The following is a 25,956-nucleotide window of genomic DNA, read 5'->3' as shown; positions in this document are numbered from 1 at the left end:
GGGCATCCATGGTGCTCGTGGGTCGGGGGTGGCCGGTCACGACCGGTCGCGCTGCCCACAGCTCCCACGCCCTGGCCCGGCTGCTGCTCCTGTCCGGCATCGTCGCCGTCGCGTGGCTGGCCGGGGGCATCGGTGTCGCCCACAGTGACACCGCCTCCGAGTCCGAAGGGCTCGTCGACAACGTCCTGGAGCTCGACGACACCGCCGAGCAGGCAGGGCAGGAGGCCGAGGGCGAGGTCCGGGACTCCCGGATCTCCGACACGGCCTCGCAGGCCGCGGAGACCACCGGCCAGGTCGCCGAGACCACCGGCCAGGTCGCCGAGACCACCGGTCAGGTCACCGAGGAGACCGCCTCCCGGGCGGTCTCCCTTCCTGCGGACACCCTGGAGGAGACCGGCGTCGCCGAGTCCCTCGAGGGCACCGCGGAGGTGGCCGGGTCCCTGGAGGGCTCCAGCGTCTCGGGAACCCTCGAGGACACCAACGCCGAGGCCGGCCGGGTCGTCGACGAGACCTCCCAGGCCGTCGACGGCACCGCCCGCGGCGCGGGTGAGCTGGTCACCGGACTGGCCCGCACCGGACAGGGCGTCGTGGACTCCACCGACAGCTCTCTGCGGGGCGAGACCGCCCTGGTCGACACCGTCACCGAGGGGCTGACCGAGTCGGCCCGCTCCGTCGGTGTGTCCGTCGACGGCAGTGACATCACCGCCGACGAGGCACGCACCACCGACGACGACGGCGAACTCTCCACGGGACCCGAGAGCAACGGGCGCGGCGACGACGACCGGGACGAGAAGGCCCCCGCGTCGGAGAACGCCGCGTCGGCCATCACCACCACCGAGGACCCCGCGTGGCGGGCCGCGGCCGCAGAGGCCGCCGACCACGCCTCCTCCGACGAGGACGACGAGGCGGAGCGCATCCGCCTCATCGCTGGTGGTGGCCAGCATTCTGCGGGGACGGACTCCACCGGCGCCTCCGCGCCGAGCTTCCCCGCGCCCGGCGCCGCCGGGTTCCTCACCGCCCGGGCCGATCACCTGGCTCCCCGGGCGCTGCGGGTCGTCATGCCCGGGGACCCCGACATCGTGGTCCGCGACGCTGCCGACGACCCGTCGTACTCCCCTGACTAGCCGCGTTCTTCCTCGACCGCGGCCGGTCAGTGCGCCTGCGCACAGTCGCCCCGCCCTCTCCGGCGGGTAGCGCCCCCAGTCCCGGCCCCAGCGCCCGGGTCACGCCCGTCCGCGGTCGAACGAGTGGCTCCAGTCAACTCTTCTCTCGCTGACCGAAGGACATGCGATGACCCACGAAACCCACGCCCGCATCGCCGCCCTGGTGGCCGCCGGCTTCCTGATGACCTCCGGGGGTGCCGCGTTCGCCGACACCGCCACCAGCGGAAACGGATCGATCGGTGGCGGCAACCAGGTGGGCGCCGACGTCGACGCCCCCGTCAACCTCTGCGGCAACGCGGTCGGCCTGCTCGGTGTGGCCGGCGCGAACTGCACCGACTCCGAGGCCTCCGTCGAGGACGGCTCCGAGGACGAAGGGACGGACGACCGCGAGGAGGACGAGGACGCCTCCAGCACCGACGCCCCGCAGCCGCCCGAGGAGCCCGAGCCGGGCGAGGAGGACCCGGGCGTCGACCCCGGCCCGGACGATGAGGGCGAGACGCCCGGCGACCCCGGCGACGGCGGTGAGAACCCGGGCGAGGGCGGCACCGACACCGGTGAGGAGCCCGCCGAGACCGAGGACCAGATGCGCGTCCCCGGTGAGACCACCGAGGAGCAGCAGGCCCCCGCGACCGAGGAGCTGCGTGAGGCCGACCCGGTCACCGACGCCTCCCCGGCCAGTGCGGAGCTCGCCGACACCGGCACCGAGCGCGGCCCGCTGGTCGGTCTGATCGCCGCCGCCGTGGGCGCTGTGGCCGTCGGCGCCGGCCTGGTCTTCGGGCTGCGCCGCCGCGCAGGAGCCTGATCGGCCTCCCGGGCCGCCGCCGTGCGGCCCGGGGGTTGACGCGAGTCCCGCAGCACGGGTCAGAGGCCATGTTCGCGGGGTTCACGTCAGCCGCCGTCCCGGAAGGGGCGGGGTTGATCGGACAGGGCGCGGGCGCCGGGCCACCTCCAGTGGTCACCGGTGGCGGCGCGCTCCTCGACCCGGCAGACACGCACCGTCCAGGTGCGCGGCCGACCGGATGCTCCCCGGTCGGACCGGGGCGCCGTTCCCCAGCCAGGGGCAACGGACGGCCCGGATCCGGCGGCACAACCTTCTCAGCAACAGCAGAACGCTTTTCCCGAACTCTCGAAAGGAAGTCCCACATGCGTCAGTGGGCCAGCACATCCGCCAAGTCCCTGCTCCTGGCGGCGGGCTTCGTCGCCCTGGGCAGCGGGGTCGCCTTCGCCGACACCGGCGCCGCGACCTCGGGGAACGGTTCGCTCCTGGGCGGCAACCAGGCCGTCGTCAACGGCGACGTCCCGGTGAACCTGTCCGGCAACGCGGTCGGCGCGGTCGGCGGGATCGCCGGTGCCAACGCGACCGACACCAGCGCCGAGGTCGAGGACCACGGCGACCACGACATCCACTCCTCCGGCAACGGTTCGGTGCTGGGCGGCAACCAGCTGGGCGTCGACGCCGACGTGCCGGTGAACGCGACCGGCAACGCGGTCGGCGCGGTCGGCGGGATCGCCGGTGCCAACGCGCCCGACACCAGCGCCGAGGTCGAGGACCACGGCCACCACGACACCCACTCCTCCGGCAACGGTTCGGTGCTGGGCGGCAACCAGCTGGGCGTCGACGCCGACGTGCCGGTGAACGCGACCGGCAACGCGGTCGGTGCCCTGGGCGGCGTCGCGGGCGCCAACGCCACGGACACCGAGGCCGAGGTCGAGCACCAGTCCGCGCCGAGCGACGTCTCCGCCACGGACGTGCTCGGTGAGGCCGCCGAGAACGCGCAGCTGCTGCCCGCCGCGGACACCTCCGGGGTGGACGCCGGCGTGCTCCAGCAGGCCGCGCCGATCAAGCACGACGACGACTCGATCGCCACGTCCGGGAACGGTTCGCTCCTGGGCGGCAACCAGGCCGTGGTCGACGGCGACGTCCCGGTGAACCTGTCCGGCAACGCGATCAGCGCCCTGGGTGTCTCCGGCGCGAACGCCACGGACACCGAGGCCGAGGTCGAGGAGCAGCACCAGGACGTGCGCGCCTCCGGCAACGGTTCGCTCCTGGGCGGCAACCAGGCCGTCGTCGACGGCGACGTCCCGGTGACCCTGTCCGGCAACGCGAGCAGCGCCCTGGGTGTCTCCGGCGCGAACGCCACGGACACCGAGGCCGAGGTCGAGGGGCAGCACCAGGACGTGCGCTCCTCCGGCAACGGTTCGGTGCTGGGCGGCAACCAGCTGGTGGGCGACCTGGACGTTCCGGTGAACGCCACGGGCAACGGCATCGGCGTCCTGGGTGTGGCCGGCGCGAACGCGACCGACACCGAGGCCGAGGTCGAGGGGCAGCACCAGGACGTGCGCTCCTCCGGCAACGGTTCGGTGCTGGGCGGCAACCAGCTGGTGGGCGACCTGGACGTTCCGGTGAACGCCGCGGGCAACGGCATCGGCGTCCTGGGTGTGGCCGGCGCGAACGCGCCCGACACCGAGGCCGAGGTCGAGCACCAGAGCGCGACCGAGGAGCAGTCCGCGCTGGAGGGCCTGCCGGTCGTGGACCAGCTGCCCGAGGTCCCGGTCTCCGAGCAGCTGCCGGTCGACTACGACCTGCAGGAGACGCAGGAGCCGGCGGCCGAGGAGGCCCCCGCGGAGGAGGCCCCGCTGGAGGAGGCCCCCGCCGAGGAGGCTCCGGTCGAGGAAGCCCCCGTCGAGGAGGCGCCCGCCGAGGAGGCTCCGGTCGAGGAGGCGCCCGTCGAGGAGGCGCCGCTGGAGGAGGCCCCCGAGGCTCTCGAGGGTGCCGAGCTGCCCGAGGCCCCGATGGGCGACCAGGGGAACCCGGTCGACGCCCTGCTGGGCGCCGCGGGCCTGGGCCTGTAAGGCCCGAGCCGAACGCGCCCCACTCGGGGCCGTGAGCGTGGCGGGTCCCGGCGTGCAGGCCGGGGCCAGGGGAGCCGAAGGTGTCCCGCCTCTGTTGGTCGCAGAGGTCGCGGTGGACCGCGGGAGACCTGAGGCGCCCCACCACGGGAACGGCCCCACCGAGGGTGGTCGCCTCCGCACCCCTGCTCGCAGATGTCGCGGTGGACCGCGGGGGAGCGGGGTGACCTCCACTCGAGAACAGGCGTGGAACACAGTCGAGTCCTCCCGGGAATTTCCGGGAGGACTCGCCGCATTTCGGTAGCGGGCAGAGCGAGCGCCGACAAGTGTGATCGAAGTCACCCTGATGTGGCGTTCCGGGTGCTCGACAGAGGCGGTGGAAGGGCTGAGGCCCTCGCCGCCGTCCGCGCTGTTCGGGGTTACGGGCCGGTACCGGTGCCTCGAACGCTTATTCTGCGGGTGCCGGTGGGGTCCGGGCGGCAGTGGTGACACGTCTCCCGTGCGCACAGGGCACGCCCCGGAGTCCCACCGACGGGGGAGGGCCCGGTATTCGGTTACTGTCGGTTCCCACGGAACACCGACGGACCACAGCCGAACAGATCAGGTAAGGCTAGACGTAGGGGAACAGCGTGCCAGCCACGAAGGGCAGCGCCGGCAAGAACGGCTCCAAGGACAGCGGACGTCAGGGCGAGGGCACCGCGCTCGTCATCGTCGAGTCCCCCGCCAAGGCGAAGACCATCGCCGGCTATCTGGGGCGCGGCTACGTCGTGGAGTCCAGCATCGGTCACATCCGTGACCTGCCGACCAAGGCCGCAGAGATCCCGGCCAAGTACAAGGGCCAGGCCTGGGCGCGCCTCGGCGTGGACGTCGACGGCGACTTCGAGCCGCTCTACGTCGTCAACACCGACAAGAAGGCGCACGTCAAGAAGCTCAAGGAGCTCATGGCCGACGCCGACGAGCTCCTGCTCGCGACAGATGAGGACCGCGAGGGCGAGGCGATCGCCTGGCACCTGCGCGAGGAACTCAAGCCGAAGATCCCCGTCCGCCGCATGGTCTTCAACGAGATCACCAAGGACGCGATCCAGCGCGCCGCCGACAACACCCGCGAGCTCAACACCCGCCTGGTCAGCGCACAGGAGACCCGGCGCATCCTCGACCGCCTCTACGGCTACGAGGTCTCGCCGGTGCTGTGGAAGAAGGTCATGCCGAAGCTCTCGGCGGGCCGTGTGCAGTCGGTGGCCACCCGCCTGGTGGTCGAGCGCGAGCGCGAGCGCATCGCCTTCACCTCCGCTGAGTACTGGGACCTCAAGGCGGTCTTCGACGCCACCGGTTCCGGCGCCTCCGACGGCCCCGCGACCTTCCCCGCCACCCTGATGTCGGTGGACGGCCGCCGAGTGGCCGTGGGCCGCGACTTCAGCCCGCAGGGTGCCCTGCGCTCCGACCGCGACGTGCACCACCTGGACGAGCAGGCCGCCCGCGGGCTCGCGTCCCGACTGGACGGGGCCGGGTTCGCGGTCAGTTCGGTCGAGCGCAAGCCCTACCGCCGCTCGCCCTACGCGCCGTTCCGCACCACGACGCTGCAGCAGGAGGCCTCCCGCAAGCTCGGGCTGTCCTCCAAACAGACGATGCAGGTCGCGCAGCGCCTGTACGAGAACGGTTACATCACCTACATGCGTACCGACAGCACCACGCTGTCGGAGAGCGCCGTCAAGGCCGCCCGCGACCAGGTGCGGCGCCTCTACGGCGGCGACTACCTGCCGGACAAGCCCCGGGTGTACGCGAAGAAGGTCAAGAACGCCCAGGAGGCGCACGAGGCCATCCGCCCGGCCGGCGACACGTTCCGTACGCCCGCCGAGGTCGGCCTCAACGGCCCCGAAGGGCGCCTGTACGAGCTCATCTGGAAGCGCACCGTCGCCTCCCAGATGAAGGACGCCGTCGGTGAGTCCGTCACCGTCCGCATCGAGGGCACCTCCAGCGCCGGTGAGACCGCCGAGTTCACCGCGACGGGCAAGGTCATCACCTTCCACGGCTTCCTCAAGGCCTACGTGGAGGGCTCCGACGACCCGGCCGCAGACCTCGACGACCGCGAGCGCCGCCTGCCCTCGATGGAGGAGGGCGCCCCGCTCAAGGCCGAGAGCCTGGAGGCGGAGGGCCACTCCACCCGCCCGCCGGCGCGCTACACCGAGGCGACCCTGGTCAAGGAGCTGGAGGAGCGGGAGATCGGCCGCCCCTCCACCTACGCCTCGATCATCGGCACGATCCTCGACCGCGGGTACGTGTTCAAGAAGGGCACGGCCCTGGTGCCGTCCTTCCTGGCCTTCGCCGTCGTGCAGCTGCTGGAGCGCCACTTCGGCAACCTGGTGGACTACGAGTTCACCGCCCGCCTGGAGGACGTGCTCGACGACATCGCCCGGGGTGACGCTCAGAGCCTTCCGTGGCTGCGCCGTTTCTACTTCGGCGGCGAGACCCCCGAGGGCGAGTCCGAGGTCGGGCTGAAGGACCTCGTGGGGGACCAGCTCGCCGACATCGACCCCAAGGAGATCAGCTCCGTGCCCGTTCCGGGCACCGACATCCTCCTGCGGGTCGGGCGTTACGGGCCCTACCTGGACCGCGACGGCGAGCGCGTCAACGTGCCCGAGGACCTGGCGCCCGACGAGCTCACCCAGGAGAAGGCCGAGGAGCTGTTCGCCCAGCCCAGCGGCGACCGCGAGCTCGGCACCGACCCCGAGACCGGGCGCGCGATCCTGGCCAAGACCGGCCGCTTCGGCCCCTACGTCACCGAGGTGCTGGAGGAGCCGGCCGAGGGCGAGAGCAAGCCCAAGAGCAAGGCCAAGGTCAAGCCGCGCACGAGCTCCCTGTTCAAGGGCATGGACCTGGACACCGTCACCCTCGAGGACGCGCTGCGCCTGCTGTCGCTGCCCCGCCTGGTCGGCGAGGTCGACGGCGAGGAGGTCACCGCGCAGAACGGCCGCTTCGGTCCCTACCTGAAGAAGGGCACCGACAGCCGTTCCCTGGAGACCGAGGACCAGATCTTCACGGTCACCCCGGAGCAGGCCAAGGAGCTCTTCGACAAGCCCAAGCAGCGCGGACGCCGCGCCGCCGCCCCGCCGCTGCGCGAGCTGGGCGAGGACCCGGCCTCCGGCGTGAAGATGGTCGTCAAGGACGGCCGGTTCGGGCCCTACGTCACCGACGGGGAGATCAACGCCTCCCTGCGCAAGGGCGACGAGGTCGAGTCCCTGAGCGACCTGCGCGCCGCCGAACTGCTCGCCGAGCGCCGCGCGAAGGCCCCCGCCAAGAAGAAGGCGCCGGCCAAGAAGACCGCGGCGAAGAAGAGCACCACCACCAAGAAGGCCTCGACCACCAAGAAGTCGACGGCCAAGAAGCCGGCCGCGAAGAAGACCGGGGAGCCCAAGAGCACCTCGACGGGGTCCGACGAGGCCTGACCCGGTCACCGGTACGCACATGCACGGTCCGCCCTCCACGGGGGCGGGCCGTGCCGTGTCCGAGATCCCCTCGTGACGATCGTGAACTGTGCCGTGTTGCCGCGCCGTACTAGTCTGGGTGAGGCGGACGGGGAAGCTGAAACGTAAGCGAACCCTGTCAACGCCCACCGAAATACTTCGTGCGGGTCGATCGGCCCGCACTTCCCTCTCCCCTCATCGATAATCGTGAGCGCTATGAGCAGATCTGCACCCTTGGGAGCGCCGTCCGAGGCGCGCAACGTCCTGGCGATCACATCCTTCCGGAGGCTGTGGATCTCGCTTTCCCTCTCCAGCCTGGGTGACTGGCTGAGCCTCCTGGCGCTGATGTCGCTCGCGGTGATCTTCACCGCCGACGCCGCGCCACTTGCGGGCCACCTCGCCGTGGCCGCGGTCGTGGCCATCAAGCTCGCACCGTCGATCCTGTTCAGCCCGCTGGCCGGTGCACTGGCCGAGAAGCTCGACCGCCGCTGGACCATGGTCGGCGCCGACGTCGTGCGCGGCCTGCTCTACGTGTCCATCCCGGTCGTGGGCCTGCTGTGGCCGGCGTTCGCGCTGCAGTGGCTGTTCATCGCGAGCCTGCTCGCCGAGGTCGTCGCCCTGCTGTGGACCCCGGCCAAGGACTCCACCGTCCCCAGCCTCGTGCCGCGCCGCCAACTCGCCGAGGCCAACCGCCTCACCCTGCTGGCCGCGTACATGACCGCGCCGGTGGCCGCGCTCCTCTTCGCCGCCCTGGCCTCGATCAGCAACATCCTGGGCGCGCTCGTTCCGTCGTTGGCCAACCCCGAGGCCGACATCGCGCTCTACCTCAACGGCCTCACGTTCTTCGTCGCCGCGATCGTCGTGGCGACGCTGCCGATCCCCAAGCACAACCCCGGCCTCTCCGCGGCGAGCCCCAACCGGGACGGTGCCGTCCTCTCCTCGGTACTGACCGGTCCCCGCCACGTCGGCGCCACCGCGCTTGGCCGCGGCCTGGTCGTCGGTCTGCTCACCGCGGTCGCCGCGGGTGCCGCCGTCATCGGTGTGGGCCGCGCCCACGTGGAGGCGCTCGGGGCCGGCAACGGCGGGTTCGGTGTGCTCTTCGCCGCGGTCTTCGGCGGCGTCGCCCTGGGCATGGTCTCCGGTCCGCGCCTGCTCAAGAAGTTCAGCCGCCGTCGCCTGTTCGGGCTCGTGCTCGTGCTCGCCTCGATCGCGCTGCTGTTCACCGGCCTGGTCTGGGACATGGTGCTCTCGGCCGTGCTCGTGCTGGTGCTCGGGTTCGGTTCGGGTGTGGCCGCCGGAACCGGTCTGCGCCTGCTGGGTACCGCCGCCGCCTCGACCGCCGGCACCACGTCCGAGGAGTCGGTCCACCGCGAGCGCGCGTTCGCGTTCGTGCACGGTGCCGCACGCCTGACCTTCCTGGTCGCGGCCGTGCTCGCCCCGGTGCTCGCCGGGCTGGCGGGTGACCACACCGTGCCGATCGGCGCGCAGCTGGAGTACGACCTGTGGGGCACCGGCATCGTGCTCACCGCGGTCGGCCTGGTCGCGCTCGTACTCAGCGCGGTGGCGCACCGCCTGGTCAACCGGGACGACCCGGAGGCCGGTCCGGGCCTGCTGCCGGAGCTGTTCGCCGCCCTGCGCGGCATCGACCCCAACGCCGACGACGGCGACGGCGAGGTGCGCACCCCCGGCGCGTTCGTGGTCGTCGAGGGCGGCGAGGGCGCCGGCAAGTCCACGCAGGTCCGCGAGCTCACCGTGTGGCTGCGCGACCAGGGCTTCGAGGTCGTCGGGACCCGCCAGCCGGGCGCGACCAAGCTCGGCATGCGCCTGCGCGGGATCCTGCTGGACCGGGAGAACTCGCACATCACCCCGCGCGCAGAGGCGATGCTCTACGCCGCGGACAAGGCCGACCACGTGGAGCAGGAGATCCTGCCCGCACTGCGCCGCGGCGCCGTGGTCATCAGCGACCGCTACGTCGACTCCACCCTCGCCTACCAAGGGGCCGGCCGTGAGCTGGAGATCGACGACCTGCGCGAGGTCAACCGCTGGGCCACGCAGAACCTCGTCCCCGACCTGACGGTGCTGCTGGACGTGCGGCCCCAGGACGGCCTGGGCCGCCTGGGCGGGCCCGCCGACCGCATCGAGTCGGAGTCGGTGGACTTCCACGAGCGGGTGCGGCGCGAGTTCCGGACCCTGGCCGACGCCGACCCCGACCGTTACCTGGTCGTGGACGCGAGCGAGCCGCGGGAGAAGATCACCCGGCAGATCCAGAAGCGGGTGCGCAGCCTGCTCCCGGACCCGGTGCCGAGCAGCTCCGAGGCGGTCACCGGCATGATCCCGATCATCCGCGACGAGGACTGACCCCCGGAACCACGAGGAGGCCCCGGCACGCGCGTGCCGGGGCCTCCTGTGTGTGCGGGTCCACGACCTGTTCGGCGGGGATCTTGCTACTGGAGTAAATGTCAGCGCTGAAACCGGCTCCAGTAGCAAGATCCCCGAGGGGCCTAGGCGGGGGTGAGGGTCCAGTCCCCGTCGGCGTCGATCTCGAGCAGGGTCGTGCCGTCGGAGAGCTGTTCTCCCATGTCGACCTCGCCGATCTCGTTGGCGAGCAGGTCGGTCACCCCGTCGTCGGGGTTCCCGCCCCAGACGATGAAGTTGGACGTCCCGTCGTGCTCCATCTCCAGTTCGACGCCGGAGGTGTCCCAGTCGATGAGCACGACGTCGCGGCCGCTGCCCTCCAGGGGTTCGTCCGGGTCGGTCCAGGGGTCGAGGGAGTCGAGGGGCTCGATGGTGAGGGTCCAGGAGTCGTTGCTGGTGCGCACGTCGAGTCCGGTGATCTCGTGGTCGTACCCGCGGTGGTTGTAGATGGTGCGGGTGCCGCCTTCCTCCCCGCGCAGGCTGCTGGCGTGGCCCACCTCGTCGCCGTCCTCGGAGACCACGGTGACCGAGACCATGCCGTCGCCGTTGCCCTCGACGGTGAGGATCTGGGGGTCGGCGTGCGGTGGGTCGAGTTCGACGAGTTCGTCCCCGCTGCCCTCGAACACCTCGCTCTCGCCGTCGGAGGGGGCGGAAGGGGCGCCGTCGTTCTCGCCGCCGGCGTCGTCGTCCCCCTGTGCGTCGTCCTCGTCCCGGTCCTCGTCGTCGGCGGCCGACGCGACGGTCTCGTCGCTGCCCTGTCCCAGGGAGAGAGCGACGACGGTGCCGGCGACCAGCACGAGGACCAGCACCCCGGCGCCGCCGACGAGGGCGATCTTGGCGCCCTTCGACATCCCGCCGCCGGCGCCCTGGGGCGGTACCGGGCCGTACGGGGGCTGCCCCGGACCGTAGGGAGGCTGCCCGGGCCCGTACGGCGGCTGTCCCTGGCCGTGCGGCGGGAAACCGGGACCGTAGGGGTGGCCGCCCTGCGGGTGCCCGTACGGGGGCTGCCCGGGCGGAGGGGGCGGCGGTCCCGGCTGGTACGGGCCGGCCGGGTGGCCCTGCGGCGGACCCTGGGGAGGCGGCCCTTGCGGGTACGGCCCCTGGCCTCCCGTCGGGTTCCCGCCGGGGTGGGGGACGCCGTTGGGGTCATGGGGCGGGGGATTCTGCATGCGGTGGCTCCGGGATCTCTTCGGGGCGCCGCGGACGGGAAGGACGTCCGCCGAACGGGCCAACGTTACCGGGACCGGCCCGAACGTCGCCGGGCGCTCCTATCCTGGGGAGCGCACCTGCAAGGCACACTCTCCCCGGGGGTACGCGTGACGGTCTTCGACGACCTCGTCGGCCAGCGGACGGCCGTCGCCCAGCTCGGCCGTGCCGTCACCGGGGCCGACGACCTGGTCTCCGGCGGCCCGGGCACCGGCATGACCCACGCCTGGCTCTTCACCGGTCCCCCCGGGTCCGGCCGCGAGGAGGCCGCCCGCGCCTTCGCGGCCGCCCTGCAGTGCTCCGACGGCGGCTGCGGGCACTGCGACGCCTGCCACCAGACGCTGTCCGGAACCCACCCCGACGTGCTCTACGTGCGCCCGAGCGGCCTCAGCTTCGGTGTGGCCGCCACCCGCGACCTCGTCCTGCGCGCCGGGTCCAAGCCCTCCGGCGGCCGGTTCCGCATCGTGCTGTTCGAGGACGCCGACCGCGCCACCGAGGCCGCTTCCAACGCGCTCCTCAAGGCCGTGGAGGAGCCCTCCCCGCGCACCGTGTGGCTGCTGTGCACGCCCACCCCCGAGGACCTGCTCGTCACCATCCGCTCGCGCTGCCGGCTCGTCACACTCACCAGCCCCGCCACCTCCGAGCTCGTCACCGCTCTCACCGAACGCGACGGCATCGACCGCTCCACCGCCGAACAGGCCGCCCGCGCCTCGGCCGGGCGCATCGACCGTGCCCGCCAGCTGGCCACTGACGCCGAGGCCCGCGGCCGCCGCGAGGAGGTCCTGTCCATCCCCGCGCGCCTCGACGGCCTGGGCGCGTGCGTGACCGCGGCCTCCCGCCTCTACGAGATCGCCGAGCAGGAGGCCAAGGCGCTCACCGGAGCGCTCGACGAGAAGGAGCGCGAGGAGCTCAAGGCCGCCTTCGGCGAGGGGTCCAAGGGCAAGGGCGTGGCCAAGGCGATCCGGGGCGGTGCGGGCGCCCTCAAGGAGCTCGAGGAACGCCAGAAGCGCCGCGCCACCCGCATCAAACGCGACTCCTACGACCGAGCCCTGCTCGACCTGGCCGCCTTCTACCGCGACGTGCTCACCCTGCAGCTCGGCGCGCAGGTCGAGCTCTCCACGGCCGAGCGTTCCGGTGACCTGCAGCGCCTGGCCCGGTCCGGGTCGCCCGAGAACACCCTGCGCCGCATCGACGCGATCATGTCGTGCCGCGAACGCATCGCCGCCAACGTGCACCCGCAGATCGCCATGGAGGCCATGACCTCGGCCCTCCTGGCCGGCTGACCCCGCTTCCCGGGCCGTCGGGCACAATGGGCGGGCGCCGCGACCCCCGCGGTGCGGCCGTGACGGGAGGGTGACGGGTGAGCACGAGGGTGAGGAACGCGGTGGCCGGCCTGGTCGCCGGGGCGGTGCTGGCCGTCACCGGGTGCACGGGCCAGGAGACCGACGGGTCCGAGGACGGCCCGGCCACCTCCGAGGCCGCGCCCGAGGAGTTCACCGAGCAGGGCCTCGACTGGGGCGCCTGTGAGGAGGGCGCCTCCGGAACCGAGTGCGCCACGTTCGAGGTGCCGCTGGACTACGACGAACCCGAGGGCGAGCGCATCGAGATCGCCGTGAAGCGTTTCCCGTCGGAGTCCGGTGACCCCGCCGGGTCCCTCGTGGTCAACCCCGGCGGGCCGGGCGGCTCCGGGTACGACTTCGCCGACGCGGCCCCCTTCGTCACCAGCGACGAGGTGCGCGCGAACTTCGACGTGGTCGGGTTCGACCCGCGCGGTGTCGGCCGCAGCACCCCGTTGACCTGCCTGGACTCCGAAGGCGTCGACGAGTTCCTCGGTGCGGAGTACGACACCGCCGACGGCAGCGGCGACCCCGCCGACCTCACCGAACAGGGTGTGCAGGAGATCGAGCAGAGCAGCCGCGAGTTCGTGGAGGCCTGCGAGCAGGAGGACCCCGACCTCATGCGGAACGTGGGCACCGCGGACGTGGCCCGCGACATGGACGTGCTCCGCGCCCTGCTCGGCGACGACCGGCTCACCTACATGGGCGCCTCCTACGGGACCCACATCGGCGCCCAATACGCCGACCAGTTCCCCGACCGGGTGCGCGCGCTCCTGCTCGACGGCGCGGTCGACCCGAGCCAGGCGCCGCTCGAGGCGAGCGTGGCGCAGGCGACCGGGTTCGAGACCGCGCTGCGTGCCTTCGTCGAGGACTGCCTGGGCCGCGGGGGCTGCCCGCTGGGAGAGGCCGGAGACGACGTCGAGGACGGCGTTCAGACCCTCACCGAGTTCCTGGAGGGCACCGCCGAGCAGCCCCTCGACAACACCGAGGACGGACGTGAGGTCAACCGGGCCCGCGCCGAACTCGGTGTGATGTCCGCCCTCTACAGCGAGGAGCTCTGGGAACGGGTGCGCCAGGGCCTGACCGACGGCATGGAGGACGGCGACGGGACCGTGCTCGTGCAGCTCGGCGACGACCTGTACAGCCGCGGCGACCCGGCCGCCTACGAGAACTCCACGGCGATGCTGACCGCCGTGAACTGCACCGATGCCCCCGGGCCGCGCGAGGTCGACGCCTACGAGCAGGCCGCGCAGGCGGCGGGCGAGGAGTCGCCGCTCTTCGGTCCCGGCCTCGCCTGGGGTGCACTGACCTGCGCGTACTGGCCGGAGGAAGCCGTCGCCGACGGGGGCGTGCTCACCGCCGAGGGCGCCGACCCGATCATGGTGCTCGGGACCACCCGTGACTCCGCGACGCCCTACGCGTGGTCGAAGGCGCTGGCCGAGCAGCTCGACCCCGGGTTCCTGCTCACCCGCGACGGCGACGGCCACACCGGTTACCGCATGGGTGACGAGTGCATCGACGCCGTCGTCGACGACTACCTCGTGGATCTCGACGTGCCCGAGGACGGCGAGGCGTGTGCCTGACCGCACCGGAAACGGTGTACCCAGCACTCCGGGAAGGCGCTAGACTGGTGCCTGCTTCGCCGCACGGAACGTGCGGCGCGGTGCCGCCTTAGCTCAGTCGGCAGAGCGATTCACTCGTAATGAATAGGTCATCGGTTCGATTCCGATAGGCGGCTCCGACACATCGAAGGCCCGTCCGGTCCACCCGGGCGGGCCTTCGTCGTTCCCCTGACACCGGGCTTGTCGGCGGGGGCCGATACCGTACGTGGCATCCCCACCCCCGTACGCCCCTCGTGTCCCCCGGGAGCCGACGTATGTTCACGGTCCGTATCTCGCAGTCCGATCCCCGCCTCTTCTCCGGGATCGACCATGCCCTGGCGGACCCGCGGATCACCGGACAGGACGTCTACTTCCACGTCGAGCCCGGCACCTACGTGTTCCCCGAGCACGTGACGGTGGGCCGGCACATCATGGTCGTGCCCACCCACGGGCCCGGGACCGTGTTCCTCCAGTCGCCCGGTGGGCGGATCTTCGACGTGGCCGCCGGGCGCCTCGAACTGCACGGGGTCACCCTGCGCGGACCCGACCCCGAGTCCCAGACCGTGGTCGTGCGGGACGGGGCGGCTCTCACCGCGCGCGACAGCACCCTGGCCTCCGGCGCGATCGGGATGGCATCGGGCTCGCACGCCGACATCGAGAACTGCGGGTTCCAGGACGCACACCTGCTGATGGTCGGGGTGCAGGCGCGTGTGCGGCGGTGCTCCTTCGAGCGCTCCGACCTGTGGCTCTGCGACGGGGGCGAGGCCGCGCTCGACGGGCTCCGGTTCGCGGGCCCGGGGATCCAGGGTCCGGCCCTGGTGGTCATCGACGCCTCACCCCGCATCGGCGACTGCCGGGTCGAGGCGGCCGGGTCGGAGAAGAAGTCCGCCGTGCTCGTGCACAGCAAGGGCACGGCCGAGACGGCGCCCCGCATCACCGGGCTGGAGGTGGTCGACAGCGTCACCTCCGCGCTCTCCTGCACGCGAGGGAGCGCCGCGGAGTTCACCCGCCTGCTGGTCAGGGGCGGGGGCGCGCCCGAGGGAAGCGCGGCGTACCTGCTCGGATCGGTACGGATCCGGGAGGGGGAGTTCCGCGACATCCGCGGCCTGTCCGGGATCCTGGTCAACGGCGGCGTGCTGCGCGCCTCCGGTCTCGTGCTGGACCGGGCCGGCCAGAACTCCCTCTTCGTGTACGGCAAGGGTGAGGCCGAGATCGACGGTGTGCGGTGCACCGGGTTCGGCCAGTGGGGGATCCGGCTGCAGGAAGGCGCCGACGTGAGGCTCTCCGACGCCGAGCTGAGCGATGTCCCGGAGCTCTCTCGTGACGAGGGCAGGCCCGAGCGCGCCGGGGCCGTGGCCGTCGTCGGTGCGGCCCTGGAGGCCCGCGGGGTCGTGGTCGGCGGCGTCCCGGGGCCGGCCCTGCTCGTGGGTGAGGGCGAGGCCCGGGTGAGCGGCCTGGACGTCTCCGGTGAGAGTGCGGGCGTGCGCGCCGCGGGCTCCGGCCACGCGATCGTCGACGGGGTGCGCTTCGGTGCGGACGTGCGCTCACCCGAACGGGGCGGGGACGGCACCCCCGGCCCCCTGCTCCTGGGGGTGGAGGGCGGCCGGATCACCGCGGACCGGGTCGAGGCACGCGGCGCGCAGGCGTGTGGCGTCCGGGTCGAAGGGGGAGCGGTCGTGCTCCGGTCGAGCCGGTTCGAGCGCCTGGCCGGTCACGGGGTGCACGCGCTGGGCGGCGGCACGGTCGAGGCCGAGGACACCGTGTTCGCGGACGGGGCCTCCTCCGGGGTGGTGATCGCCGAGCCCGAGAGCGACGTGGTCCTGCACCGGTGCACCGTCACCGGCCATGCGGGGCCGGGCCTGGTCGAGCACCCCGACACCGCGATCTCCGTGAAGGACTGCGAGGTCGCCGACAACGGGGAACCGGAGCAGGGACCCGGAGACGCGGCCGACCCGGACGCACCGCCGCCCGAGCCGCAGGCGCCCGCCGTGGGGCCGGAACCGGTGCACGTGCGCCTCTCGCAGACCGACCCCGACGCCTACACGAACCTGCGCGCACTGCTGGAGGACACCGGGCTCGGGGGCGGGGACCTCCTCGTCGCGGTCGACCCGGGCACCTATCCGGTCCACGAGCCGATCGCGGTCCAGCGGACCGTCGAGCTCACCGCCGCGGAGGGCCCGGGCACGGTCACCTTCGCGACCGGGCAGAGCGTGGTGTTCGATGTCGCGGGCGCCGGCCGGCTCGGGATGCGCGGGATCACCGTGCGCAACCGGGGCCGGGAACACGCACCGGTCCGGGTGGGTGTCGGCACGCATTGGTGGGCCAGGGACAGCGTGTTCGTCTCCAACACCAGGGTGGTCGTCGACCGGGCCGATGCCGACCTCGAGGACTGCCTCTTCCGGGGCGGAGGGCTGAGGCTCGCTTCCGCGTCCGGGGCCGTGCGCGGGTGCTCCTTCGAGTACGCCAGTGCCTTCGTCCTCGGGGGCGACGGCCCCGACCTCGAAGGGCTGCGTTTCGAGGGGGCCGACCACCTGGGCGGCCCCAGTATCCGGATCAGTGCCGCTTCGCCCCGTGTCACCGACTGCACCGTCACGGGCGGCGGTGATGACGACGGGACGGCGGCCGTGGTCGTGGTCGGGAGGGCCGCCCCCGTCTTCACCGGGTTGTCGGTCGTCGACAGCCGGGCACAGGCGATCCTCTGTCGCGAGGGCTCGCGGGCCGAGTTCTCCGCTCTGTCGGTGCGCGGCGGGGACGGGCTCGCGAACGGGGTCGTGGCCCTCGTGGAAGCCGACACCGTGATCCGGGACGGGGAGATCCTCGGCGCCGAGGGCGTCTGCGGGCTCTGGGCCAAGGGCGGCACACTGCTCCTGAACGGCCTGACCGTGGAGCGCGCCGGTGACACCGGGGTGATCGCAGAGGACGGTGCCCAGGTTCACAGCGAGGGCCTGCGCTGCCGCGACTACCGCTTGAACGGGGTCCTGCTCCATGCCGCCGAGGCCGACCTCACCGACACCCTCCTGGTGCGCGGGCAGGGGCCGACGCGGGACGGGCAACGGGGCAGGGGCTCCGTGATCGCCCTGAACTCGGCGTTGACGGCCCGGTCCCTGACCGTCGAAGGCTCGCCCGACCACGCCGTGGAGGCCGAGGACTCCCGCGTGAGCGTGCACGGGCTGGCCGTCTCCGGTGCCACCCGCGGTGTGTATGCGCACCAGGGTGCGCACGTGGATCTGGTCGGGGCCGCGTTCAGGCGGATCACCCTTCCCGTGGAGGAGACACCACAGGCCCTGCCGTTCCTCCTGCGTGCCGAGAAGAACAGTGAGATCGCGGCCGAGAACGTGCTGGCCGAGGGTGTCGAAGGCACGGGGTGCCAGGCTGCGGGCGGACACATCCGGGTGCGCTCGAGCCGGTTCCGCGGGCTGACCGGAACGGGCTTCCTCGTCGGTACCGGCGGATCCGTGGCGGCCGAGGACACCGTGCTCCAGGACGGCGGCGGCCACGCGGTCGTCGCCGAACACGGGGCCGAGGCGGTCCTGCGCCGGTGCACTCTGACCGGGCACCAGGGGCGGGCGTTCGAGGAGGACCCCGAGGCGTCGGTGACGGTCGAGGACTGCACGATCGCCGACAACGAGCTCGACCCCGACCTCGGCACGGTGACCCTGCACGTGTCACGGTCCGACCCCGACGCCTGGCCCGGCCCGCGTGAGGCGCTCATGGCCCCGGAGGCCGAGGGGCACGGCGTCTCCCTCGTGGTCGCACCGGGCACCTATGCGATCGGCGGCACCCCTCTGCCGAGCGACGGCCCCGTGCGCGTCGTCGCTGCGGAGGGACCGGGCACGGTCGTGTTCGAGAGCGACGAGGACAACGTGTTCAACGCGCGCGGCCACCTCGTCGACCTGCGCGGGATCACGGTCCGCTCCACCTGCACCGAGTACCCGCCGCTGTACGCGGCCCCGGGCAGCCGGGTGACCGCGCGGAACTGCACCGTCGAGTCCGCCGTGCCCGTGTGTGCCGAGGGTGCCCTGGTGGAGATCGACGACTGCCGGTTCGACGCCGGGGGCCTCGCCCTGGGCGAGAGCCGGGGGTACGTCCGGGGGTGCACCTTCAGCGCCGCGATGCTCGCGGCCGTGGGGGAGAGCACCGGCGGCGACCTCGAACTCCACGGGCTCCGGTTCGACGGGGCGGCCGCCGGGTTCGCCAACCTGGAGATCGACGGCGCCTCGCCCCGGGTGAGCGACTGCCGTGTCGTCGGCGGCGGCCACCAGCAGGGCACCGCCGCGGTGCGGGTCGTCGGGGAGCGGGGCCACGCGGCGCCCGTCTTCACCGACCTGTCGGTGCTGGGCAGCGACGGCCCCGCGCTCTGGTGCAGGGGCAACACCCGCAGCGAGTTCACGCGCCTGCACGTCGAGGGCGGCAGGGGTTCGCACGGTGGCGAGGTCGGCTTCGTCGGGTCGGCCGACGCGGTGATCCGCGACAGCACGGTGGTCGACACCCGCGGGTCCGACGGGATCCTGGTGGAGGGCGGCACGGTCGAGGCCGCCGGGCTGACCCTGCGCGGCGCGGGCGACCGCGGGATGTCCGTTCGCGAGGGCGCGACGGTCACGCTCGAACGCCTGCGCTGCCTGGCCTACGCCGGCTGGGCGGTGGTGTGTCTGGACAGCACGCTCGACCTCGCCGACTCGGAACTGATCGACGTCCCGGAGGTCTCCCGTGCGGCGCAGTGGGGGATCGCCGACGGGGTGGGCGCCCTGGAGGCGGTCCGTTCCACCTTGCGCGTGCGCGGGCTCGCGGTCGAGGGCTCGCCGGGAACCGCGGTGTCCCTCGTGGACACCCACGCGACGTTGATCGGCGCCACCGTCTCCGGGGGTCCGGCGGGCATCCGCGCCGGCGAGGGGGCCCGGGCGACGCTGCGGGAGGTGCGCGTGACCGGGTTGGCGGCGGCCGTGGCCGACACGGAGCAGGGCGACCGCGCGGGCCTGTCCGTGACGGGCGGCGCCGAGGTGTGGGCGGAGCGGTTCGAGGCCGTCAACCTGCCCGAACACGGTGTGCACGTGCGGGGCGGTTCCTTCGTGGCCACGGCGGGCCTGCTGGAGGGCAACGCGGGCGCGGGCGCGGACGTGGGGCGGGGCAGCACCGTCGACCTCATCGACACCGTCGTGACGGGCAACGGCGGGGCCGGGATCGACGTGGCCCCGAACGCGTTCCTGGCCGTGCGGGGCGGCACGGTCGAGGGGAACACCGGCGGCCGGATCGTCGAGCACCCCGGGTCGACGGTGGTGGTCGAGGCCGTCGATCTCCCCGGAGAGGACGCCGACGCCCCCGCCGAGCCGACCGGCCACGGTTCCGAAGCGCCCGGGTCCGAGCAGCCCGAGCCCGATGAGCCGGCCGCCACTGCCGAGCCCGCCACCCCCGAGGAGCCCGAACCCCTGCCCCGGGAGCCGCGGGAGCTCCGGGTCTCCTGGGCCGACCGCTCCGCACACCCCGGCATCCGCGAGGCCCTCGCGCACGCGGGCGGCGACGGGCACCCCGTGCGCCTCCTCGTCGACCCGGGCGTCTACACGGTGTCCCAGGAGATCGACGGGGACGTGGCCGTGGTCCCCACCCAGGGCCCCGGGACCGTCGCCCTGGAGGGCGGCGGGGGCAACGTGTTCGCGGTGCGCCACGGGCACCTGGAGCTCCACGGGGTCACGGTCCACAACACCGCCGACGACTGCCCGCCCGTCCTGCTGCAGGAGGGCACCCGGTTCACCGCCCGGGGATGCACGTTCCTGAGCCCGTCCCGGGTCTTCGTGGAGGAGGCCGACGTCGCGGTCGAGGACTGCGTGTTCCGCGGCGGCGGGCTCCGGCTCGACGGCTCGAACGGACACGTGCGCGGCTGCCGTGTCGAGGAGGGCGCGCTCCGCGTCTCGGGCCGCGGCCACGTCGAGGTCGAGGGTCTGCGCGTGGACAGCAGCGGCCCCGTCCCCGGCCCGGGCCCGCTGCTCTGGATCGAGGACGCCGCACCGCACGTGCGCGACTGCCGCATCACCGGCCGGGGCGCCCAGGACCGGATCGCCGTCATGGTCACCGGTTCACGGAGGGGGACCGCGCCGGTCCTGAGCGACCTGTGGATCGTCGACACCGGGGGCCGCGGCGGTCTCACCGTGCGCGGCGCACGCCTCTACGCCTCCGGGCTGACCCTGCACGGCACCGGCGAACGGGGCCTGGTTCTGGAGGACGGAGCCGAGGCGGAGGTCTCCGGTCTGCGGTGCGGCGACGCCACCGGGGGTGTGCTCGTGGAGGACGGCGCGCTCGTGCTCCGGTCGGGCTCGCTGTGCGGCAACGCCGGTGAGGGGCTGTCGGTGCCGGACGGCGGCACGGTCGAGATGACCGACACCGCCGTGTGCGGCAACGGGCTCGCCGGCATCGCCCTGGGCGACGGCGCGAGGCTGTCGATGCGCGGCTGCACGGTCACCGGCAACGGGGGAGTGGCGGTCGCCGAGCTTCCCGGGGCCGTGGTCAAGGCCGAGGACTGCGAGCTCGCCGACGGCCCCTCGGAGGGGCCCGAGCCGGGCGGTGTCCTGGTCGCCCCGTGATCGCCCGCGACCTCCACTGCCAAACCTTTTGTCAGCTTTGCGTGTTCTTGTCATGACACTGTGTAGGCTCGCGCCATGAGTCTGATGCTGATGATGATCGCGCTGCTGGGGGCGGTCGTGGTCCTGGGCGGCGGCTCCTACGCCCTGCGCCGGGTCGTGGCGCGGCTCGAGCAGGGGCCCCGCCCGCCCCGGACCGCCGGCCGCCCGGCCGAGGCGCAGGTGGGCGGGTACGTCCCCGCGGCACGCTCGCACGACCAGCTGCCGGACACCGTGCGCCACCGGGCGCTGGCCCTGATCGCCGACGGGCGCCGCGAGGAGGCCGTGCGTATGGTCGCCGACCGCCTGCGCGCCGACCACGCACGCGCCCGCCGCATCGTGGCAGACCTCGGTGAGCCCGGGGCCGCCGGCGACCCCGCCTCCGGTTAGGGGCGGGCCCGCGGCCCCGGGGTCAGCTCTTCTTCGAGCCGGTGAACCACCCCCAGGCGGCGGTCGCCACGAACAGCACGGCCGCGATCGCCGTGAGCCAGAACAGGCCCCGCAGGACCGCACCCAGGATCCCCAGGACGAGCCAGATCGCGAGCAGCACCAGGACGATACGGAGCATGGTCTCCCCTTCGGACGTCGTCGGCCCCGCCGGGAGTGCGGGGCCTCTGCCGTGCCCGGGGTCGCCGGTGCACGGCCGCAACGATTCTCCCGTGGGCGCGGGCCTCCTGGGGCGGGAGGGGCCCCGGGAACGTGTGTGCGGTGCCACTTTTGCGGGGAAGGGAGGGGCATGAGTCTGCAAGAGGCATCACGCCAGTTGGAAGCCGCGATCCACGACGCCAGGGTCTCCTTCGACTGCATCCTCCTGGACGAGGTCGATCGGGCGCACACGAACGCCATCACCGCACGCGCCGCGATCGACGCCGCCGAGCACGCCCTCAACGTGGAACTGGAGAAACGGGCCGCCGAGGCCGAGGGCGGTTCCGGAACCACCTCCGGGGGTGGAACCGAGAGCTGATCGAACGCCGATCGAACAGGTTTACGAAGGCCGGGGTATGCTGGGGTCATGCCCGATCAGTCGCTGACACCCGACTGGCCCGCGAGTGTGCACCCACCCGGGTCGGACTCCTTCGAGCAGACGGCCCTGGTGTGGCTGTTCGACCACGTGCCCGCCGACTACCGCCTGCACGGTGTCCTGCGCCGCCATCCCGTCGCCCTGTCCCGCCTGGCCCTCCAGTACGTCACCGCCGCACTGGAGGCCGCGCGGGAGGGCTACCGCACCGCACGCGTCGACCTGCGCGACCACCTGCCGCCGCACGCGCTGGACCAGGTCATGAACGCCTACCTGGCCGAGGGGCAGCGCACGGCGGCACTGCTGCGTTCGATCGAGGCGGTCGACGCGGCCCTGCGCGAGGCCGCCGCCGGGCGGGCCGATGACACCTGAGCCTCCCCGCTCAGGCGGTCACCCGCAGCACGACCGCCACCTCGTCGCCGGTGTTGACGAGGAACTGGTGCCCGCGCGGACCACCCGCGGCCGGGGTCCCCACGACCCTGCTGCGGCCCGGTGCCAGCTCGGCCGCCGACCGCATCCACCCGTCCGCGCCGGAGTCGATGAGGTGCGCGCGCCCACCCACCAGGTGCAGGACCTCCATGGGGCTGCGGCGGTGCGCCGGCGACTGCGGGCCCGCGACAAAACTGTTCGGCTCCAGCGCCACCACGCTCACCCGCAGCCTTCCGACCGCGTGGCGCCGGGCGCTGCGGGGCGCGGGCTGCCAACGGCCGCGGCGCACGGGCCACAGCGACGGCCGGACCAGCGCCGCGGCGGCCTCCCGGGCGGCCGAGCACAGCTGGCCCAGGGTCGGGGCGCGGCGCTCACCGAGGTGGGCGTAACCGGACCTCGCTCCGGCGTCGACGACGTCGCCGATCCCCTCCAACGAGACACGGGAGGGTCCGGCTTCGGGCGCGGCAGGGGCGGTGGGCGAGACCTGACGGGACATCGGGGCACTATCCTTCACGTGTGCGCGCCCGGCACCATGGCGGGGCGCGTGGGTCGTCCGAGGAAACCGGGGAGCGGCGGGCGCCGAACGGCGCCGCGGACACAGGTCTCCCGCGGTGGAAAGAGCAGGCCACCGTCGTCGCGAGTGCGCGTTCGGACGGTGGGAGACACCGGGCCGGTCAGTGACAGCGGCCGTGGCGGTGGCTCAGGGACGACAACACGGACACGCCGCACAGGCCAGGCGGCAGGGGGCCCAAGGGGCCGTGCGAGCCGGGACGGCGGTGCGGGTGTGCGGATCCATGGTTGCAAGGACACCAGCATCGACGGGGGTAGTCAAGCCGGTCCGGGACACACGTGCGTCCGGTGCCTGCCCCGGGTGTGTTGCGGCGGGAGTCCCGTGGTGGTGACATGTGCACCCCGACGGCGGCCCCACCGCCGACACGGGCAGCATCCCCCGCGGTAGTGACAGGAGTGGCCGAGATGGCATCCCTCGGTGGGCCCACTTGACGCCCCAGGCACAGGGCCTGTGGGCGCGCCTGCTCGTGCGTGCACTCGTCGTCGCGGCCGCCGGGGTCATGGCCCTGGGTTTCCTCGGCGCGGGGGCGGCGGTGCTGGTGGCGGCGCTGACCGTGCTCACCTACGTGCTGTTGTGGCTGCGCTCCCGCTTCGTCGGGGGAGCGTGGCCCTTCCTCCCTGGCCACGGGGAGGACGCCGGGGAGGCCCCCGACCCGACCGACTTTCGCTGAATGGCGGGGGCGGGCGCCGTACCCGGCGTAGATTCTTGGTCTATGACCGACCGGGACCTGCTCCTGACCCTGAGCTCCAGTCGCATCCCTCCGCACGAGGCCTACACCGAACTCCTCGACACCTACGGCGACGAGCTCTACCGGTGCTGCATCCTCGAGCTGGCCGACCGCGACGCGGCCCACGTCGTGCTGAGGGACGTGCTCATCGCCGCCCGCGCACACATCGACAAGGTGCGCGACCCCGACGACCTCGGGGACTGGTTGCGTGCGATGGCGGAGGCGGAGTGCGCCCGGCACCGGGCGGCCACGGGTGAGGCCCTTCCGGCGGGCCTGCCGGAGTGCACGGGGATGGTGCGCCGCCGTGTGCTCAACGCGGCCACGGGCCCGGAGCTGGACGGGTACCGCGCGCACGTGGCCGCGCGTACCGACGACTTCCGCAGGGACGGCTTTCCGCGCCGTCCGGGGGAACCGGCGCCTCTGCGGGGGCTGTTCCCGCTGCTGCCGGTGGGGTTGGCGCTGCTGGGCGCCCTGCTGCTGTTGACCCTCGCAGGTGTCGTGCTCTCCAACGACACCGCGTTCGGGCCGGTCCCGGGCACCGTCACGCCGCAGAGCCAGCGGTGACGGGGCCCGGGTACGGGAACCGTCTACTCGTCACCCGTGGTGATGTGCGACGCGTCGCCGTGGGAACCGTGCTCCTCGGCGCGCTTGATCGACGCCAGGATCTCCTGCTCGGCCTCATGGCGGCCGACCCAGGTCGAGCCCTCGGTGGACTTGCCGGGCTCGAGGTCCTTGTACACGCGGAAGAAGTGCTCGATCTCGAGGCGCTCGAACTCGTTCACGTGGTGAATGTCACGCAGGTGTTCCTGGCGCGGGTCGGTCGACGGGACGCACAGCAGCTTGTCGTCGCCGCCGGCCTCGTCGCGCATGCGGAACATACCGATCGCACGGGCGCGGATGAGGCAGCCGGGGAACGTCGGGGCCTTGAGCAGGACCAGCGCGTCCAAGGGGTCGCCGTCCTCGCCGAGCGTCCCCTCGACGAAGCCGTAGTCGGCGGGGTAGGTGGTGGAGGTGAACAGCATGCGGTCGAGACGGATGCGGCCGGTCTCGTGGTCCACCTCGTACTTGTTGCGCTCCCCCTTGGGGATCTCGATCGTAACGTCGAATTCCATGCTGATCTCGGCTCCCAATGCGACTAATGTCGCCGTATAACTACAACGTCAGGCCGCGACACCGAAGGAAGGGCAGGTGCCCCGGGTGCGACGGGTACGAGGCGAAGCGTTCGTCACGCTGGCCCTTCTCAACATATTCGTGCTGATCGCCGGTTTCGTCACCCTCGACATGATCGAGGCCAGACCGCTCCCGGCGGCACCCAACCCGGTCACGGACGCCGAGGGCGCGGCGTCGGTGGATCCCGCGGCCTCGACTCCGGCCGACCCGGAACGGATCGCGGACGTTCTCGATGATCCCATGTCGGCTTCCGGGCTCGAGGAGGGCCTCTCCGGTTTCGTCGTGGACGGCGTCTCCGGCGAGACACTCTTCGAGCACGACGCCGACACCTCTGCGGTACCCGCCTCGACCACGAAGATCGCGACGGCCATCGCGGTGCTGTCCGCCGCCGGCCCCGACCACAGGCTCACCACCGAGGTCCACCTGGACCCGGACGACGACAGCCTGGTGCTGCGCGGGACGGGCGACGCGACCTTGACCGCGACGGCCGACACGGCAGCTTACCCGCAGGCGGCGACCTTGGAGGAGCTGGCCGAGAGCACCGCCGAGGCCCTCGAGGAGCAGGGTGTGTCCTCGGTCTCGCTCGGCTACGACGACTCGCACTTCACCGGCTCCGACACCGGCCCCGGGTGGAAACCCAACTACATCACCGAGGGCAGCACCGCCGCCGTCCATGCCCTCCTGCTCGACGGCGGCCGGGTCGAACCGGACGTTTCCACCCGCGAGGACGACCCGCCGCGCGCCGCCGCCGACGCCTTCGCCACACAGCTGGAGGACGCCGGCATCGAGGTCGACGGCGACCCGTCCGAGGAAGAGGCCTCCGGCGAGGTCCTGGCCGAGGTCGAGTCGGGCCCCGTCTCCGACCTGGTCGAGTTCATGATGCTGGCCAGCGACAACAACATGGCCGAGTCACTGGGCCGGGTCGCCGCCCTCGAACTGGGGGAGGAGCCGGACTTCGACGGAGCCGCCGCGGCCACCCACAGCGTCCTGGACGACCTCGGCATCGAGGGTGTGGAGCTGTCCGACAACAGCGGCCTGAGCCCGGAGAACAGCATCACACCCCGCGCGCTCGTGGAGATGGTGCAGATCGCCGGGGACCCCGAGCACCCGGACCTCGACGCGACCGTGACCGGGCTGCCCACCGCCAACGCCACCGGGACCCTGTCCGGCCGCTACTCCGAACACTCCGACTCCCACGACGGTGCGGGCCTGGTGCGCGGCAAGACCGGAACCCTGGACGGCGTGAGCTCACTGGCCGGGACCGTGCACGACCAGGAGGGCAACGTCTTCGTCTACGCCTTCGTGGCCAACGTCGACGGCGCCACTGGGCCGCAGCTGGACACCATCGCCGCGGCGCTCAGTGCCTGCGGCTGTTCCTGACCGGGAACGACGCCGCCCGG

At 73.0% G+C, this 25,956-nt stretch carries 18 protein-coding genes and 1 tRNA gene; 15 read left to right on the top strand and 4 right to left on the bottom strand.

The genetic code is table 11. The annotated features are described in order from the left end of the window. The first annotated feature begins 8 nt into the window (after nt 1-8). The 5 genes from IDM40_RS03990 to tmk all read left to right on the top strand — a co-directional run bounded on the left by IDM40_RS03990 (nt 9) and on the right by tmk (nt 9,832). Entirely contained in the window at nt 9-1,124 is a 1,116-nt protein-coding gene (locus tag IDM40_RS03990; RefSeq protein ID WP_193120525.1) for a putative sodium/potassium/calcium exchanger, read from the top strand. Between the two features lie 166 nt (nt 1,125-1,290). Beyond that, nucleotides 1,291-1,965, top strand: coding sequence for a chaplin family protein (locus IDM40_RS03985; protein WP_193120524.1), 675 nt, complete (start codon nt 1,291-1,293; stop codon nt 1,963-1,965). Nucleotides 1,966-2,306: 341 nt separating this feature from the next. Next, nucleotides 2,307-4,016, top strand: coding sequence for a hypothetical protein (locus IDM40_RS03980; protein WP_193120523.1), 1,710 nt, complete (start codon nt 2,307-2,309; stop codon nt 4,014-4,016). A 626-nt stretch (nt 4,017-4,642) separates the two neighbouring features. Then, nucleotides 4,643-7,456 (top strand): type I DNA topoisomerase, encoded by a 2,814-nt coding sequence (gene topA, locus IDM40_RS03975; RefSeq protein WP_193120522.1) that lies wholly within the window; start codon nt 4,643-4,645, stop codon nt 7,454-7,456. Nucleotides 7,457-7,690: 234 nt separating this feature from the next. Continuing rightward, on the top strand, nt 7,691-9,832 hold the full coding sequence (tmk, locus tag IDM40_RS03970; protein WP_193120521.1) for a dTMP kinase: 2,142 nt from the start codon (nt 7,691-7,693) through the stop codon (nt 9,830-9,832). 143 nt (nt 9,833-9,975) lie between these two features. On the opposite strand, the gene IDM40_RS03965 is transcribed toward tmk, so the two are convergent. Further along, nucleotides 9,976-10,740 (bottom strand): hypothetical protein, encoded by a 765-nt coding sequence (locus IDM40_RS03965; protein ID WP_193120520.1) that lies wholly within the window; start codon nt 10,738-10,740, stop codon nt 9,976-9,978. A 465-nt stretch (nt 10,741-11,205) separates the two neighbouring features. On the opposite strand from IDM40_RS03965, the gene IDM40_RS03960 reads away from it, so the two are divergent. The 5 genes from IDM40_RS03960 (at nt 11,206) to IDM40_RS03940 (ending at nt 21,031) form a co-directional block, all read left to right on the top strand. Further along, complete coding sequence (locus IDM40_RS03960) at nt 11,206-12,378, top strand: DNA polymerase III subunit delta' (RefSeq protein WP_193120519.1); 1,173 nt, start codon at nt 11,206-11,208, stop codon at nt 12,376-12,378. A gap of 77 nt (nt 12,379-12,455) precedes the next feature. After that, the gene (locus IDM40_RS03955; protein ID WP_328806929.1) at nt 12,456-14,015 is read left to right on the top strand and encodes an alpha/beta hydrolase; all 1,560 of its coding nucleotides are present in this window, start codon (nt 12,456-12,458) and stop codon (nt 14,013-14,015) included. Nucleotides 14,016-14,097: 82 nt separating this feature from the next. Then, nucleotides 14,098-14,170 (top strand) — tRNA-Thr (locus IDM40_RS03950). A gap of 138 nt (nt 14,171-14,308) precedes the next feature. Then, the gene (locus IDM40_RS03945; RefSeq protein WP_193120518.1) at nt 14,309-20,605 is read left to right on the top strand and encodes a right-handed parallel beta-helix repeat-containing protein; all 6,297 of its coding nucleotides are present in this window, start codon (nt 14,309-14,311) and stop codon (nt 20,603-20,605) included. A 75-nt stretch (nt 20,606-20,680) separates the two neighbouring features. Next, entirely contained in the window at nt 20,681-21,031 is a 351-nt protein-coding gene (locus IDM40_RS03940; protein WP_193120517.1) for a hypothetical protein, read from the top strand. Between the two features lie 22 nt (nt 21,032-21,053). Here IDM40_RS03940 and IDM40_RS03935 read toward each other — a convergent pair whose 3' ends face one another. Beyond that, nucleotides 21,054-21,209, bottom strand: a complete 156-nt coding sequence (locus tag IDM40_RS03935) for a DUF7554 family protein (RefSeq protein WP_193120516.1) — start codon at nt 21,207-21,209, stop codon at nt 21,054-21,056. A 168-nt stretch (nt 21,210-21,377) separates the two neighbouring features. Here IDM40_RS03935 and IDM40_RS03930 point away from each other — a divergent pair, with 168 nt between their 5' ends. Both IDM40_RS03930 and IDM40_RS03925 read left to right on the top strand, forming a co-directional pair. Next, a complete protein-coding gene (locus IDM40_RS03930) occupies nt 21,378-21,605 on the top strand; it encodes a hypothetical protein (protein WP_193120515.1) in 228 nt (75 codons plus the stop codon). Between the two features lie 48 nt (nt 21,606-21,653). Next, nucleotides 21,654-22,031 carry a hypothetical protein gene (locus tag IDM40_RS03925; RefSeq protein WP_193120514.1) on the top strand — a complete coding sequence of 126 codons (378 nt, stop codon included), beginning with the start codon at nt 21,654-21,656 and terminating at the stop codon, nt 22,029-22,031. 10 nt (nt 22,032-22,041) lie between these two features. On the opposite strand, the gene IDM40_RS03920 is transcribed toward IDM40_RS03925, so the two are convergent. Further along, on the bottom strand, nt 22,042-22,584 hold the full coding sequence (locus IDM40_RS03920) for a hypothetical protein (protein WP_193120513.1): 543 nt from the start codon (nt 22,582-22,584) through the stop codon (nt 22,042-22,044). A 502-nt stretch (nt 22,585-23,086) separates the two neighbouring features. On the opposite strand from IDM40_RS03920, the gene IDM40_RS03915 reads away from it, so the two are divergent. Continuing rightward, complete coding sequence (locus IDM40_RS03915; protein WP_193120512.1) at nt 23,087-23,329, top strand: hypothetical protein; 243 nt, start codon at nt 23,087-23,089, stop codon at nt 23,327-23,329. A gap of 42 nt (nt 23,330-23,371) precedes the next feature. Beyond that, nucleotides 23,372-23,950 (top strand): sigma-70 family RNA polymerase sigma factor, encoded by a 579-nt coding sequence (locus IDM40_RS03910; RefSeq protein WP_193120511.1) that lies wholly within the window; start codon nt 23,372-23,374, stop codon nt 23,948-23,950. A gap of 23 nt (nt 23,951-23,973) precedes the next feature. On the opposite strand, the gene IDM40_RS03905 is transcribed toward IDM40_RS03910, so the two are convergent. Next, nucleotides 23,974-24,498, bottom strand: coding sequence for an inorganic diphosphatase (locus tag IDM40_RS03905; protein ID WP_193120510.1), 525 nt, complete (start codon nt 24,496-24,498; stop codon nt 23,974-23,976). A gap of 76 nt (nt 24,499-24,574) precedes the next feature. Here IDM40_RS03905 and dacB point away from each other — a divergent pair, with 76 nt between their 5' ends. Then, on the top strand, nt 24,575-25,936 hold the full coding sequence (dacB, locus tag IDM40_RS03900) for a D-alanyl-D-alanine carboxypeptidase/D-alanyl-D-alanine endopeptidase (RefSeq protein ID WP_193120509.1): 1,362 nt from the start codon (nt 24,575-24,577) through the stop codon (nt 25,934-25,936). Nucleotides 25,937-25,956 lie beyond the last annotated feature (20 nt).

The organism is Nocardiopsis coralli (assembly GCF_014892575.1).
GTDB lineage: Bacteria > Actinomycetota > Actinomycetes > Streptosporangiales > Streptosporangiaceae > Nocardiopsis > Nocardiopsis coralli.
The sequence above is the reverse complement of the archived record's forward strand: the minus strand, read 5'-3'. Positions and strand labels throughout refer to the sequence as shown.

Excerpts from the sequence above, each read along its gene's own strand:
- IDM40_RS03990 (WP_193120525.1), top strand. The coding sequence starts at position 9 with ATGGTGCTCGTGGGTCGGGGGTGGCCGGTCACGACCGGTCGCGCTGCC.
- IDM40_RS03985 (WP_193120524.1), top strand. The coding sequence starts at position 1,291 with ATGACCCACGAAACCCACGCCCGCATCGCCGCCCTGGTGGCCGCCGGC.
- IDM40_RS03980 (WP_193120523.1), top strand. The coding sequence starts at position 2,307 with ATGCGTCAGTGGGCCAGCACATCCGCCAAGTCCCTGCTCCTGGCGGCG.
- tmk (WP_193120521.1), top strand. The coding sequence starts at position 7,691 with ATGAGCAGATCTGCACCCTTGGGAGCGCCGTCCGAGGCGCGCAACGTC.
- IDM40_RS03965 (WP_193120520.1), bottom strand. The coding sequence starts at position 10,740 with ATGTCGAAGGGCGCCAAGATCGCCCTCGTCGGCGGCGCCGGGGTGCTG.
- IDM40_RS03945 (WP_193120518.1), top strand. The coding sequence starts at position 14,309 with ATGTTCACGGTCCGTATCTCGCAGTCCGATCCCCGCCTCTTCTCCGGG.
- IDM40_RS03940 (WP_193120517.1), top strand. The coding sequence starts at position 20,681 with ATGAGTCTGATGCTGATGATGATCGCGCTGCTGGGGGCGGTCGTGGTC.
- IDM40_RS03935 (WP_193120516.1), bottom strand. The coding sequence starts at position 21,209 with ATGCTCCGTATCGTCCTGGTGCTGCTCGCGATCTGGCTCGTCCTGGGG.
- IDM40_RS03930 (WP_193120515.1), top strand. The coding sequence starts at position 21,378 with ATGAGTCTGCAAGAGGCATCACGCCAGTTGGAAGCCGCGATCCACGAC.
- IDM40_RS03925 (WP_193120514.1), top strand. The coding sequence starts at position 21,654 with ATGCCCGATCAGTCGCTGACACCCGACTGGCCCGCGAGTGTGCACCCA.
- IDM40_RS03920 (WP_193120513.1), bottom strand. The coding sequence starts at position 22,584 with ATGTCCCGTCAGGTCTCGCCCACCGCCCCTGCCGCGCCCGAAGCCGGA.
- IDM40_RS03910 (WP_193120511.1), top strand. The coding sequence starts at position 23,372 with ATGACCGACCGGGACCTGCTCCTGACCCTGAGCTCCAGTCGCATCCCT.
- IDM40_RS03905 (WP_193120510.1), bottom strand. The coding sequence starts at position 24,498 with ATGGAATTCGACGTTACGATCGAGATCCCCAAGGGGGAGCGCAACAAG.